Origin of the sequence: Prosthecobacter sp. (assembly GCF_046154365.1) — a bacterium.
Taxonomy (GTDB): domain Bacteria; phylum Verrucomicrobiota; class Verrucomicrobiia; order Verrucomicrobiales; family Verrucomicrobiaceae; genus Prosthecobacter.
The window spans coordinates 1-13029 of the sequence record NZ_JBJXFV010000057.1 but is presented as its reverse complement, the minus strand read 5'-3'; the positions used below and the strand labels follow the sequence as shown (position 1 = coordinate 13029).

12 protein-coding genes and 1 pseudogene are annotated in these 13029 nt (G+C 60.5%); 7 read left to right on the top strand and 6 right to left on the bottom strand.

Features of this window, described 5'->3' with window-relative positions:
- Positions 1–69: 69 nt before the first annotated feature.
- Complete coding sequence (locus ACKVY0_RS06105; RefSeq protein ID WP_409213905.1) at positions 70–2607, top strand: peptidase MA family metallohydrolase; 2538 nt, start codon at positions 70–72, stop codon at positions 2605–2607.
- A 56-nt stretch (positions 2608–2663) separates the two neighbouring features.
- On the opposite strand, the gene ACKVY0_RS06100 is transcribed toward ACKVY0_RS06105, so the two are convergent.
- The 4 genes from ACKVY0_RS06100 to ACKVY0_RS06085 form a co-directional block, all read right to left on the bottom strand.
- Entirely contained in the window at positions 2664–3530 is an 867-nt protein-coding gene (locus ACKVY0_RS06100; RefSeq protein WP_409213904.1) for an FAD:protein FMN transferase, read from the bottom strand.
- Positions 3527–5122 (bottom strand): flippase activity-associated protein Agl23, encoded by a 1596-nt coding sequence (locus ACKVY0_RS06095; protein ID WP_409213903.1) that lies wholly within the window; start codon positions 5120–5122, stop codon positions 3527–3529. Before ACKVY0_RS06095 ends, ACKVY0_RS06100 begins: the two co-directional genes overlap by 4 nt.
- A 39-nt stretch (positions 5123–5161) precedes the next feature.
- Positions 5162–5659 carry a hypothetical protein gene (locus tag ACKVY0_RS06090; RefSeq protein WP_409213902.1) on the bottom strand — a complete coding sequence of 166 codons (498 nt, stop codon included), beginning with the start codon at positions 5657–5659 and terminating at the stop codon, positions 5162–5164.
- A 72-nt stretch (positions 5660–5731) separates the two neighbouring features.
- Positions 5732–8164 carry a spermidine synthase gene (locus tag ACKVY0_RS06085; RefSeq protein ID WP_409213901.1) on the bottom strand — a complete coding sequence of 811 codons (2433 nt, stop codon included), beginning with the start codon at positions 8162–8164 and terminating at the stop codon, positions 5732–5734.
- 104 nt (positions 8165–8268) lie between these two features.
- Here ACKVY0_RS06085 and ACKVY0_RS06080 point away from each other — a divergent pair, with 104 nt between their 5' ends.
- Entirely contained in the window at positions 8269–9072 is an 804-nt protein-coding gene (locus ACKVY0_RS06080) for a class I SAM-dependent methyltransferase (protein ID WP_409213900.1), read from the top strand.
- A 561-nt stretch (positions 9073–9633) separates the two neighbouring features.
- Here ACKVY0_RS06080 and ACKVY0_RS06075 read toward each other — a convergent pair.
- The gene (locus tag ACKVY0_RS06075) at positions 9634–9927 is read right to left on the bottom strand and encodes a helix-turn-helix domain-containing protein (protein WP_409213899.1); all 294 of its coding nucleotides are present in this window, start codon (positions 9925–9927) and stop codon (positions 9634–9636) included.
- Positions 9924–10247, bottom strand: coding sequence for a type II toxin-antitoxin system RelE/ParE family toxin (locus tag ACKVY0_RS06070; RefSeq protein ID WP_409213898.1), 324 nt, complete (start codon positions 10245–10247; stop codon positions 9924–9926). The genes ACKVY0_RS06075 and ACKVY0_RS06070 overlap by 4 nt, the downstream gene beginning before the upstream one ends.
- 135 nt (positions 10248–10382) lie before the next feature.
- Here ACKVY0_RS06070 and ACKVY0_RS06065 point away from each other — a divergent pair.
- The 5 genes and pseudogenes from ACKVY0_RS06065 to ACKVY0_RS06045 form a co-directional block, all read left to right on the top strand.
- Positions 10383–10490 (top strand): annotated as a pseudogene (locus ACKVY0_RS06065) (SAM-dependent methyltransferase); the annotation flags it as partial.
- Between the two features lie 429 nt (positions 10491–10919).
- On the top strand, positions 10920–11459 hold the full coding sequence (locus ACKVY0_RS06060; RefSeq protein ID WP_409213897.1) for a hypothetical protein: 540 nt from the start codon (positions 10920–10922) through the stop codon (positions 11457–11459).
- A 369-nt stretch (positions 11460–11828) separates the two neighbouring features.
- Positions 11829–12134 carry a hypothetical protein gene (locus ACKVY0_RS06055; RefSeq protein WP_409213896.1) on the top strand — a complete coding sequence of 102 codons (306 nt, stop codon included), beginning with the start codon at positions 11829–11831 and terminating at the stop codon, positions 12132–12134.
- Positions 12135–12435: 301 nt separating this feature from the next.
- A complete protein-coding gene (locus ACKVY0_RS06050; RefSeq protein ID WP_409213895.1) occupies positions 12436–12843 on the top strand; it encodes a hypothetical protein in 408 nt (135 codons plus the stop codon).
- A partial coding sequence (locus tag ACKVY0_RS06045; protein WP_409213894.1) for a hypothetical protein occupies positions 12840–13029 on the top strand: 190 nt, incomplete at its 3' end. The genes ACKVY0_RS06050 and ACKVY0_RS06045, both read left to right, overlap by 4 nt.

The following is a 13029-nucleotide window of genomic DNA, read 5'->3' as shown; positions in this document are numbered from 1 at the left end:
CCCACCGTGTTCTGGCGAACGCGGCTACAAGTCGTGCGAGAAGCGTTCGTTTTCCCACGATTTGATTTCATGCGTTCGCTTCTCGCCCTCTTTTTGGTCCTGATGATGGCTGCTGCCCAGGCGCAGCAGATTGATCTCGAAAAAATCTTTGAGGAGCGCAATCTCGGGCCGGTGGGGGAGTTGCTGTCGCGGGGAGACTACGAACTCGTGGCGCGCATCGGCGAAGCGGCGGTGGAGAAGGGGTTGAAGGCACCGGACTGGCGTATCCTGCGCTTTAAGGCGCTCATCGAACTGGGGCAGATCGACACGGCGTTGGATGAAACCGCCAAGGCGCTGGTGTTTTTCCCGGACCACTTTGAACTGCTGATGCTGCGGCATGATCTGGCGAGGATGCTGGGCAAGGCGGACATCGCGGCGGAGGCATTGAAGAAGCTGAATGAGGTGGCGCGGACGAAACCGGCGAAGGATCGCACGGCGATGGAGTCGGTGGCGCTCGGGCGTGCGGCGCTGGTGCTCGGTGCAGATGCGCAGAAGGTCATCGCGCAGTATTTCAAGGTCGCGCAGACGAAGGATGCGAAGCTGGAGGCGGCATATCTCGCGGAAGGGCATCTGGCGCTCGACAAGGATGATGCGAAACGGGCGGCGGATGTGTTCCGTGCCGGATTGAAGGCGCACGGCGAGACGGCGCATCTGCGCTTTGGGCTGGCGAAGGCGTTTGGCACGAGTGATCGCGAGAAGGCGGTCGAAAGCTTGAAGAAAGCGCTCGAACTCAATCCGCATCACGCGGCGGCGCATCTGCTGCGCGCGGAACTGCTCCTCGGGGGCGAAAAATTCGTTGAAGCTGAAGCGGCGATCCAACTGGTGCTCGATGTGGACGAGCATCATCCCGTGGCGTGGTCGTTGCGTGCGGTGATCGCGCATCTGTTCCAAGCGGATGCCAAAAAGGTCGATGCAGCACGCTCGGAGGCGTTGAAACGCTGGGACAAGAACCCTGAGGTCGATAACATCATCGGCCGTTGTTTCTCGCGGGCCTATCGCTTTGCCGAAAGCGCCTCACATCAGCGCAAGGCGCTGGAGTTTGAGCCGAATTACCTGCCAGCGAAGATGCAGCTCTGTCACGATTTGCTGCGTCTCGGCGAAGAAGGCGAAGCGTGGAAGCTGGCTGAGAAGATTCGCAAGGAGGACGGCTACAACATCCAGGCGCACAACTTGGGGCTGCTCGAAAAGGAGATGAACGGCTACGTCACGAAATCGTTCGAGGATTTCACCTTGAAGATGCCGAAACGCGACTGGCCGATCTATGGCGAGCGTGCGCTGACCCTGCTGAGGGACGCCAAAACGGTGCTGTGTGCCAAATACGGCCTCGACCTGAAGCGTCCGGTGCTGGTGGAGTTTTTTGGCGCGCAGCAGGATTTTGCGATCCGCACGTTCGGTGCGCTGGGCGGGCAGGGGATGCTGGGAGTGTGCTTTGGCACGGTGGTGACGATGAACAGCCCTGGCAGCCTCGCGCATGGCCGCAACAACTGGGAGAGCACGCTGTGGCATGAGTTCTGCCATGTCATCACGCTGACGGTGACGAAGAATCGCATGCCGCGCTGGTTGAGCGAAGGCATCAGTGTTTATGAGGAGCGCCAGCGTGATCCCGCATGGGGCATGCCGATGGATGCGAAGTTTCGCGAGATGGTGCTCGATGAGGAGACATTGACGCCGGTCTCGCAGCTCAGCGGTGCTTTTATGAACGCCGAGACGCAGGATCATCTCATGTTTGCGTATTATGAGTCGAGCCAGGTGGTGGAGTATCTGCTCGCAACGTTCGGCAAAGAGAAGTTTCAGGGCCTGCTGAACGATCTGGCGGCGGGGAAGCGCATCAATGACGCGATCAAGGCGAATGCCGGCGAGTTGGACGAGATCGAGGCTGGATTCACGAAGTTCATCACGGCGAAGGCACGCAGCTTCGGCGCTCTGGCGGACTGGGAGGAGCCCAAGCCTGAAGATCTGAATCCCTTCGATGACGATTCGTTCGCCGCGTATCTCAAAAAGAATCCGCGGAACCTTCCGGCCATCCGCAAGTTTGCGCAGGACATGCTTTCGCAAAAAAACTGGCCGGAGGTCATCAGAACCGCGGACATCCTCATTCAATTGCTTCCCGAGGATGTCAGCGGTGAAAGCGGCTACGAACTCAAAGCCATGGCGCTGCGTCAGTTGAAGCGCACGGATGAAGAGATCGCCGTGCTGCGTCAGATCGCGGCCAAGTCATCGAGCGCGCAGAGCACCTTCCTGCGTCTGATTGAGCTGGATGTGCCGAAGAAACGCTGGGTCGAGGTGAAGTCGAATGCGCAGCGTGCCACGGCCTTGAATCCGTTCCTGCGCACGCCGCAGCAGGCGCTGGCGGAGGCGTGTGCGGCTTTGAACGAGCATGAAGAGGCGATTGCGGCTTATGAGCGCGTGCTGGTGCTCGATCCGAGTGGTGGGGCGCAGACGCATTTCAAACTGGCGCAGCTTTTGCGTGAGAAGGACGCGACGAAGGCGAAACGGCATCTGCTCGATTCGCTGGCGCTGGCGCCGAGGAACCGTGAAGCGCATGGGATGCTGCGGGAGTGGAAGTGATCCCTCCGGGATCGAAGACGCTCAGGTGAGCGCTGACCATGCTCTGGCGAGCATGGCTACATCGCGAGTTCGAGGGCTTCGACACCTTCGTAGCGCTGGCATAGCGCGGTGATCTCGTCTTTCTCCATGACCATGAAGGCAGTCGATAGCGCATCAGAAAGGGCGGCGGTGGGGGCGAGGGCGTAGCTGCGTTGGGGGCGGATGGGGACGGGTGCGAAGAGGCGCGGGTTCATGATGTGGGCACCTTTGACGGCGAAGCCGGAGCCACTAAGGGCGCGGTTGGTGAGGGCGATTTTTTTGACTCCATCACCGAGGGTGAGTTGCCAGGCGTCTTTGCCTGCGGGAGTGCCGATGGCGAGGATGGTGCTGTCGCCGGCGTTGAGGACGAAGTTTTGGATCTTCCAGTCTTGCAGGACATCGGCGGATTGATCGAGGGCGTAGCCTTTGCCCATGGCTCCGAGGTCGAAGATCATGTTGGAGGCATGGACGGTGACGCGCATGGTGTCTTCATCGAGATCGAAGCGATGGCTGCCGATGATCTGACGGGCTTGATCGAGCACTTCTTTGCTGACCTGCCGTGGTTCGCCTTCGGAAGTGATGAACAGACTCATGAGCGGGCCGATAGTGATGTCGAAGGCACCGTTGGTTTCCTGATGCATGGCTTTGGCGAGCGAGAGGCAGTCCCATGCAGCCATGCCGACGAGGATGCTTTCACCTGCTTTGAGCTGGCCGAGGCGGTAGATGTCGCTGCTGGCGCGGAAGCGGCTGAGTTCGTCTTCGAGACGGGCGATTTCTTGAAACACGGCCTGCGCGGCCTGAGAAGCATAGGTTTCATCCGCATCGGCGTGATTGATGATCACGTCGAAGGTGGTGGCCATCGCGTTGCAGGTGAAGCGATGGTGCTGGGGGGCGGTGTCGCTCACGGGGCGGTAGCTTCCTGCTGTTTGCGCAGGGTGAAGCGATCCCACAGGGATTGCTCGACCCACAGGTTGAGCATGACGCCGGGGCGCAGGCCGAAGGGGCCCTGCATGGTGTAGGTCTTGCCGGCAAACTTGGTTTCAAGCGCAGGCTGCATGTCGAGTTCGGCGATGATGACGCGGGCGTCGATGGTGTCGGGGATGGCGGTCGAGTAGTTGACGCTCTTGATGTCACGCCAGTACCATGGCAGCGGCCAGCCGGCGTCGCGATTGATGACAAGGACGTTGAAGCTGTCGTCAGGGGCGATTTTTTGCAGTTCGCGCACTTTGGGCAGGAGGCTCAGCAGATTGCTGGAGGTGTGCGAATAGACGTAAGGGTTGCGTGAATCGGCGGCGTAGAGATGGATGGCGATGTTGGTCTGCGCGATGAGGTGATACAGGCCAAAACCGAAAGCGATCTTGAAGACGAGACGCGAGAATTTGCCGGTGAGTGATTCAGCGACGGCGGCGGCACCCACACCGGCGAGCAAGGTGAGCGCGTGCTGCGCGCTGAGGATGGACCACGGTGTTTTGTAGGCGAGGAAGGAGTAGATCGCGAACAGGACAACGGTGTACACCGCGAGGAAGACGAGGAACACCTGTCGCGTGGGGTTCTTCATGTGGTTGCCGATGAAGGCATGCGCGATGCCGACAAGGCCGAGGCCGCCGATCATGGCCTCGCTCCAGATGAGGCCGTCTTTGCGCCAGAAGATGAGCGTGAGGTAGTAGTGCCAGGGTTTCTCATGGCCGCTGCCGCCAGAGCGCTCAAAGTAATTGAGGTAGGTGGTGGCGCTGTCCATCACGGCCTGCCAGTCTTTGAAACCGCCGGAGTAAATCGCCACGCTGGTCAAAACGGCGATCGCAATGACCCACAGCCAGGGTCTGGCCGAGCGACCGCGGGAGGGGCCGATCTCGAAGTTGTTGCGACGCGGGGAGAAGTTGCCGAGCATGGTCTTGGCGACGGCGAAGCCGACGAGGGCGGCGAAGACATTGATGATGAAGGTTTCTTTCGTCGCATGCTGCATGCCGAGGGTGAAACCGGCGAGCACGAGCCACCAGCGGCCACCGCTTTGCGAGTAACGCCACAGCGCGGCGAGGGTGAGCGTGATGAACAGCACAAACGGCACCTCCATGATGAAGTAGCGCGAGTAATAGACCATCATCGGTGAGATGGAGATGAGCAGCATCGCAAGACCGGTGCCGAAGCGGCCCAGGGCATCGCGCAGCAGCAGCGTGGAGAGCAGCAGCAGCAAGCCGCAGATTACTGTCACGGTGCGGAGTTGAGCTTCGGTCCAGATCGAGGAATCGCCCCAGCCGGCGAGCTTGGACCAGACGAGAGTGACGTCATGCAGGCCTGGGCCGTGGAAATCCTTGGGGTCGTATTGGAAGTGGCCGGTGCGTTGAAAATCGGCGGACTTCATCGCCAGAATAGCCTCGTCGGTGTGCATGGGCCGTTCGCTCAGCAAGGGTAAGCGGTAGTACGCACCAAGCGCGAGCGAGACGATGGTGAAGATCGTCAGACCGAGCAGGCCGAGGGAGTTTTTGGGGGGAGGGGGCATGGAGGAATGACGAAACCAGAATGACGAATGTCGAATGAGTTACATGAGATCGCGGCGTTCGACCATCAGTCTTGTCTGGCGATTGCGACGGAGGGTGAACTGCTCGCGGGTGGGGGCGAGGGTTTCGCTGCCGCCGTGTTCGATGAGGATGGTGACGATTTGTGGGCGCACGGTCATTTCGAGGAAGCGCAGCATGGGCGTGCCACGGGTGCGGAAGAAGCAGTTCAGCGGGATGTGCGGATGCGCGGCATTCCACAGCCAGCGTGCGGGCGCGAAGCGCTCCTCATCCATGAGGACGCAGAGGATTTCGCGGATGAGCGCCTCGCCGTGCTTGCGTGACCACTTCCAGGCCTCACGGCGGTTCATGAGTTCGTTGAACTTGGCGACGAGCGGGTTCGCATGCGCCTGCTTCATCTCCTGGATGATCTCGTTGGCATGCACGGCCATGGCGGTGCGGAATTCCTCACGGGTGATGCGTCCGCTGTCCAGCCAGCGGAAAAGCTGCTGCGGCGTGGGGACGGGGTCGAGCGTGATCATGGCGAGTCGCGCGAGTTTGGCGTGTTCGCGTCAGTTCGCAAATCTGCTTTCTTGCCCCCACGTAGGAAAGCATCATTCGCTGTCCTTTTTTGTGTTCTGCGGGATGTCGAGGATTTGCAGGAGATTGTGATAGCGGTCAGTCCAGAGGCGGATGTCATGCTTGAGTTCGATCTCGTTGCCCAACAGGCTGGTGGGAGTGGCCTTGAGGAAGACTTCGTTCTGGGTGAGAAGCACGTAGTCGGTCGAATCGTGGTCGCCTTCGGCCTCGGTGGCGATGCGGGTGGTTTTGAAACCGGCGTCGGCGGCGATTTTTTCGATGACGGGGGCGAGGACGAGGTAGGAGTTCGTCACATGCACGGCGATGATGCCGTCGGGCTTCATGTGGCGCTGGTAAATGGCGAAGGCCTCGCGGGTGAGCAGATGCACGGGCACGGAGTCGCCACTGAAGGCGTCGAGCAGCAGCACATCGAAGTTTTGCGGCTTGGTGAGTTCGCGTTCGAGAGCAAGGCGGGCATCGGCGATGACGATCTCCACTTTGGCACCACGCGTTTCGGCATCGGCGAGGTAGGTGAAGTGTTGCTTGGCGATGTGCGCCACTGCGGGGTTGATGTCGTAGAAGCGGAAGGTGTGGCCGCTTTTGGCGTAGCACGAGACGGTGCCAGCGCCCATGCCGACGACGCCGACGCGGGCGTCGTTACGGTCTTTGAGGCTGTCCAGCGCCTTGCCGATGCCGGTATGATGGCCGTAGTAGGTGGTGGGTTCTTCACGCAGGGCGACACCAAAATTCTGCATGCCGTGGATGATGCCGCCGTTGCTGAGCTGGCGGTATTTCATGTCCAGGCCGCTGTCGTAGTCCTCGGTGACGGAGAGCATGCCGTAAAAGTTGCGCACGCGTTCGAGCTTCGGCTCTCGCTTGAAGCCGAGATCGCACATCATGAGGATGCCGAAGGTGAATGAGGCACCCAGCAGCACCATCGAGATGAACGCGATGCGAAAACGGCCAAAGCGGATGGTACGGAACATCAGCAGGAGAATGCAGGCGGCGATGACGCCAATAATCGTCCACAGCACCCACATGGGCACGACGGCGTTCAACGAAAGCTTCTCCTCGAGCATTTTTTGTGAGACGACACCCAGTTTGAAGATCGCCCAGCCTTTGAAGATGACGACTGCGGCCAGCAGAATCATGAGCAGCCATTCCCAGATCTTCTGCTTCACCTGCCAGACCGAGCGCAGCAGCACGATGCCGGCGAGCGCGAACACCACGATGAGACTGATCGGCCATTCGGCGAAGGTGGTGAAAAAATGCGGCGCACCGAGGCTGACGAACAAGCCGCCCAGCGCGCCGCCGGCGGACATGAGGAGATAAAACTCCGTGAGGCGGCGTGGCGCGGGCTTGAGCCGCGTGAGTTCGCCATGGCAGAGCATGCAGGCGAAGAACATCGCGCCGAAGGCCCAGCCGAGTTCCCAGATGTAATTCGGTGTCAGGTCGATGCTGCTGAAATTGAACTCCATGCCAGTCAGCTTCTCCAGCCACGGCTCCACCTGCTGGTGCAGCGTGTTTTCGAAGACGCTCCAGAAGGGCTGTTTTTGCAGACGGTCTTCGGTGCAGGTGACGAACAGGAGCAGCAGCGCGGGCAGCGCCCAGAGCACTGACACGCGGGCATACCAGCGCTCATGCTCGAAGCAGATGATGAACGTGAGCAGGTACAGGCTCAGCGGCGCCACCCACAGGAACGGCACCACGGCCACATCCTGGCAGACATGGTTCGTGGCAGAGAGCAGCACGCAGCTTGCCAGCGCGGGCAGCAGCACCCAGAGAATGCGCCGCAGCCAGCCGGGATGATCGGCGGCGGTGTCGATGGTTTCCGCAGGTTTCGATTCGGCAGCGATGGCGTGATGGCGGTCCATCCACACCCCCGACAAGGACAGTAGCACAAAGGCACCAAATCCCACGGCCCATAGCGTGGTCTGCTCCAGCACATCCCAGCGCACTTCAAAAAACAGCGGATAGCTCAGCAGTGCCGCCAGCGAGCCGATGTTCGACAGCGCATACAGCCGCCACGGGCTGCCACCGCCGCTGGCACGCGTGAACCACACCTGCACGAGCGGACTGGTGCTGGAGAGCACGAAATACGGCAGGCCCACGCTCACTGCGAGCAGCAGCAGGATGCGCAGCGCGGGATCTTCGGTGCCGGTCGGCTTCCATGCTTCACTCGGGGCGATGGGCAGCAGCGCGATGGCCGCGCCGAGCAGCAGGCCGTGCAAAATGCCCTGCCAGCGCCTTGGCAGCAGCGTCAGCGCATGCGCATACGCATAACCGGCAAACAGGACGATCTGGAAGAACAGCATGCACGTCGTCCACACGCCCGGACTGCCGCCGAACCACGGCAGGATGAACTTGCTGATGATCGGCTGCACTTGGAACAGCAGAAACGCGCTGAGGAGACTCAGCGCGCCAAGGATCAGACCGGGAACAAAACGGGAGAGGGTGGGGGAGGACATGGGGCGGCGGTGAGGCTGTCACAACGCCACATGAATGGGAAGATGAAAGTAAGGAGTTTGTGCGGAGCCGCTGGCAATCGCGGTGTCCTGCTTCATCATGCACCATGCCGCCGCCGCCACGCCGTCCGTTTCGCCCACGTCCCTCGCAAGCTCCTCGTGAGCATGGCACGTCGTGGGAAAAATCGGCGGACTGGTATGACCGCATCATCGGTGAGCGCGGCTCGGAGCTGTATCAGGCCGTGGTCATTCCCGGTGCGCTCAAGCTGCTCGCACCGCAGCGTGGCGAGCGCGTGCTCGATCTCGGCTGCGGGCAGGGCGTGTTCTGCCGGGCGCTGGCGCAGGCGGGCTGCCAGGTCACCGGCGTCGATGCCGCGCCGACCTTGATTCAAAAGGCGCGCACCTATCCAGTGAAGCCACCGGTGCGTTATCTGGCGCGTGATGCCGCGCAAATCACCGACCTCGGCGAGTTCGATGCCGCCTCGGCCATTCTATGCGTGCAGAACATGGAGCATCTCGATGTCGTCAGCGCCGCCGCCGCGCAGGTGCTCAAACCCGGCGGGCGCATGCTCTGGGTGGTGAATCATCCCGCCTTCCGCATCCCCCGGCAGTCGAGCTGGGGGAATGATGAAGCGACGAAGATTCAATACCGCCGCACGGACGCCTACAGCAGCACCTTGAGCATCCCCATCATCATGCACCCCGGCAAAGCCGACAGCGAGAGCACCACCTCCTTTCATCGCAGCCTGCAAACCCTCACTGCCACCGGCTTCAGCGCTGGACTGCGGCTCGCCGGCATCGAAGAATGGTATTCCCACAAAGAAAGTCAGCCTGGACCGCGTGCGCGTGCCGAGAACCGGGCGCGGAAGGAGTTTCCGCTGTTCCTGGCGTTGCTGTGGGAAAAGCGGTGAGGTGTGACTTGGTGTAACGCAAACACCCTCAACGCTGGCAGCTTTAACGCGATTCGTGCTGGTGATAACTTAAACTCGCAGCGCGTTCGTCGAAGATGATCTCGATTCGCTTGCTTCCTGAATACCAAATGGGAGGTCGTGGGACTGCAAGCCAGGCGTGTAACTTGCGGAAGCCCTCTGATGACAGGAGTTGCCGCACGGTGGACTTTTGCTGACGGGGAACAGCATAAACAGTCAGCTTCCAATGTTCGCCATACCACCAGGACATTGAGCTATCACTAGGCGATGAAACAGATGGCGGACGGTTCGTGTATTCAAGATCAAGCACCACATACAAGCCGGAAGATCCTATGGGCTTGCATGGCTGAGCGGCTTCCCTAAATCGTAGCTCAAGCTCTGCGGCGTGTGGTGCGTCGGCTAATTCAGCGCTGATGATCTCAGCCCCCACTGGATACGAGTCGGATCCAGGAATGCTGGATTTGTGGAGTGTTGCAATCACAGGTGTTGTTTTCGGCAAACTAATCTCACCGCATTTCTTCCCGGCAGCGCACAGATCAGTTTTCAGACTGCATGCAAGGCCTCCAGCACGGCCTGCGGATGCTGCTCGGCGATGCGTAGCAGGGCGCGGGCGGTGCCTTCGGGACGGCGGTGGCCTTGTTCCCAGTTTTGCAGGGTGCGGATGCTGATGCCGATCAGTCCGGCGAACTGACTCTGCGTCAGGCCCAGTTTCTCGCGCACGGCTTGTGCGTCCGGCCACTGGTGGGTGCGCTGGCGGGAGGCTTTCTTTTTGCCACGCAGGATCGAGCCGCCCTCCTTGATGCTGGAGACGAGTTGCTGGAAGAGTTGATCGTTCATGGGAATTCGTTTTGGACGAGGGTTTTCAAGAGCTTGATCTGATCGGTGGTGAGGTCGGCTTGTTCGTTCTTTGGATAGGCAAGCAGGAAGAGAATGACACTGCCTGGCACATGCCAGTAGTAGATCACACGCAGGCCGCCGCGTTTGCCCCTGCCAGAACCAGCCCAACGAATCTTCCGCAGACCACCGGAGCCTCGGATGAGATCGCCGCGCTCAGGGTTGGCCATCAAGGCCCACTCCAAAGCGCTGAGTTCATCGTCCGAGATCAGTTCGGTGATCTGGCGGGTGAAGACGCTGGTTTCTCGAAAAGTCAGACGCACTCGCCATCATCCGTCATTGACGGACATGCGCAAGTTGCTTGATCGGCTGTTATAAGCACCACCTCCTTTCATCGCAGCCAGCAAACGCTCACCGGCACTGGCTTCAGCGCGGGGTTGCGGCTTGCAGGCCTCGATGAATGGTATTCGCACAAGGAAAGTCAGCCGGGACCACGTGCGCGTGCCGAGAACCGGGCGCGGAAGGAGTTTCCGCTGTTCCTGGCGTTGCTGTGGGAAAAGCGGTGAGGGGGCGGACGTCTGAGCTGTTGCCACCAGCGTTTTTTCGGCCACCTCATCCGCATCGGCTGTTGCAGCCCAAACCTCCGGCAGCCGAAGGGTTTCACACCGCAAGAGATCAGAGCGACGCGCGAGAGGTTCAGCATCAAAAATCAGAACTCTTGCGTCTCTCGCATCTCTCGCGGTGCAGAATGCTGGGAACGGGTGGGAGCAAGCTGCGCATCCTTGCAGGATGGGCGAGACATTGAGCCCAAGCTACCCACTTCCCGCCCTCCTCTCCCGGCGATAAGTCACGGATTGATGACCACCACAAATCGACTGCTGACCCTTTCATGTGGCCGCCGACACGCAATGTGGAAAACATGACATCAGCGCATTTGCCAAATGCCGTGCATGCAGCGATGCCTACGCGGCTGCCACCCCGAAATCTCCCCCTGCATGAACCTGACCTGCCACCTGCGTCTTATTGCCGTGCTCTGCGCCATCATCTGCTCCAGTTGCATGGCACCCAGCTACTCTGCGGCGAATCGCAGCGGGCGGCTGAATCCCACAGCCGACAAGGGCGTGGTGTTGATCTACTGGCGCAAAGCTCTCTTCAATGATGCCAGCAACGGCATGGAATTCAAAATCTACGTCAATGACCATCTGCTGACGCAGAACATGCGGCAGGGGCGTTTTTTCTCCTGGCTGGCTGAGCCCGGCGAGTACAGCGTGGCGACACGTGCCCGGGTGACGCCAGGAGCGGTGATTGGCGCCTTTTACTCCAACAGCCTCAGCGCCCTGGTCACAGGTGCGCCGACCAAAGCATTGTTCACGTCACGCCGTTCACACAATGTGCTGACGGTGGCAGCAGGGCAGACGCACTACGTCGAGATGGCCTGGCCTTGGCTGGCGAAGGAACAAATCCTGACGGAAGTGAACGCCGTGGACGGCAGGCAGCGCATTCAGAGTTGCCGCTGGCTCAATCGAGGCAGATGAACCGCAGCGGTTGATCACCCATGAGCACTCTCGCGCAGATCAGGTGCTCCGCCTGCCGCAGGCCGGAGTCGATGCGGTAGCCTGCGCAGCGTGGTTTCGACTTTGGGCAGGCCACACGGAGTTCACGCCGCCGACCTGCCGCCATCAGCCTTCGCAAGACAGGGGCAGCAGTCGATTCTTGATATACCTCGCGTCATCAAGATTTGGGAGTTCCGGGCCTTTGGAGTGATGGAGTGATGGAGTTCTGCATTCCAGCACTCCACGACTCCAGTACTCCGCAGTAAAGATTCACAAATCATGGTGACGTTGGGTATAGCCTGGGTCCGCCTGAGTGAAAGCCAGGCGCGGCGAACCCTGCACAAACTGGGCATGAAGTACCGCAAGGCCGCCGCCATTCCCGGCAAGTGCGACGCCCAGCTCCACTTCGATTTTCACCAGCAGGAGATGCTGCCCAGACTCGCGCAGGCCGGGCGCGGCGAGCGCAAAATCTTCTTCGCCGACGCGGCACACTTTGTCATGGGGGCCTTCCTGGGCATGCTCTGGTGCTTTGGGCGGATGTTCATCAAGACCGCGCCGGGCAGGCAACGCTCAGACCTCAGTAAACGACCTCATTCTGGCGGTTTGATGCACCAAGTTGGATTCCGTGGATTGCTTCGAGTTGGCGCCGCTTGCTGAATTGGCGGGGTTGATTTCTTGACCACACTCGCTCGCTTGCATGGAACGTGGTCAGGGTGCAACTGGCTGACCAATCATCGGGAGCACTCGGGTCATGCTATTCTATCAAGCAGTTGCCTGACCCCGTTTCCCGGCTGTGTGAGTCACTTCGAGTTCAAGTGGGGGCACTTTGCGGCTGCGTCATCTGGGGGTGTACTTTTGCTTCGACGGCGTCAATGGACGGCGTCAATGGGCTTGCCTGCTGGCAGCCAGGGATGGTAAAACACCCTCAATCCTACCCGCCATTTCACGCATCAGCCTCATGAAAACCACACGCAGAACCGAGGCGGGCTTTGTGAATAGCGCGTATCTGGAACTCCTGCTGGCGGCGGTGGCGTTGGCGGCCGTCAGCGTGGTCATGGTGGGAAGCTGGCCCGTGCGATTCGGGGTGCTCACGGTGGCGGTCGTTCTCTGGCTGGTGGTCTTCCTCGCCGACCGTCTGACGCGTTTCAAACTGGGAGATCGTGTGAAGGTGCAGTTCGGCCCGCATGCCGGAGCCGGCGGCAGAATCATCGGTCTGCTGCCCGGCGGCCGGGGGGTGCAGGTGGCGCTTGCCGGGGATGGCGTCGAACTCATCGTCGATTTTTACGGCGGCTATCAGTTGGTCCGTCTGAAGCAACCGGTGCATGCCCCAACGATGGCTGCGCACACACCACCCAACAGCCGATGAAACCGAAGCTCCTCTGGCTGCTGCTAATCCCTTACGCGCTCTTCAGCGGCATGGGCTATGGCTTCCTCGCGCACTACCTGGTCCGGGACAAGGAGCCGTGGTTCACACTGCTCCTGCTCGGCGGCCTTGCCACGACGATTGCGCTGATCACCTGGCTGGGAGGCATTCCCATCGCGTTCGCGGCCT

Coding starts and splice junctions, on each gene's coding strand:
- ACKVY0_RS06105 (WP_409213905.1), top strand. CDS start 70: ATGCGTTCGCTTCTCGCCCTCTTTTTGGTCCTGATGATGGCTGCTGCC.
- ACKVY0_RS06095 (WP_409213903.1), bottom strand. CDS start 5,122: ATGCCCCCTCCCCCCAAAAACTCCCTCGGCCTGCTCGGTCTGACGATC.
- ACKVY0_RS06090 (WP_409213902.1), bottom strand. CDS start 5,659: ATGATCACGCTCGACCCCGTCCCCACGCCGCAGCAGCTTTTCCGCTGG.
- ACKVY0_RS06085 (WP_409213901.1), bottom strand. CDS start 8,164: ATGTCCTCCCCCACCCTCTCCCGTTTTGTTCCCGGTCTGATCCTTGGC.
- ACKVY0_RS06080 (WP_409213900.1), top strand. CDS start 8,269: ATGCCGCCGCCGCCACGCCGTCCGTTTCGCCCACGTCCCTCGCAAGCT.
- ACKVY0_RS06075 (WP_409213899.1), bottom strand. CDS start 9,927: ATGAACGATCAACTCTTCCAGCAACTCGTCTCCAGCATCAAGGAGGGC.
- ACKVY0_RS06060 (WP_409213897.1), top strand. CDS start 10,920: ATGAACCTGACCTGCCACCTGCGTCTTATTGCCGTGCTCTGCGCCATC.
- ACKVY0_RS06055 (WP_409213896.1), top strand. CDS start 11,829: ATGAAGTACCGCAAGGCCGCCGCCATTCCCGGCAAGTGCGACGCCCAG.
- ACKVY0_RS06050 (WP_409213895.1), top strand. CDS start 12,436: ATGAAAACCACACGCAGAACCGAGGCGGGCTTTGTGAATAGCGCGTAT.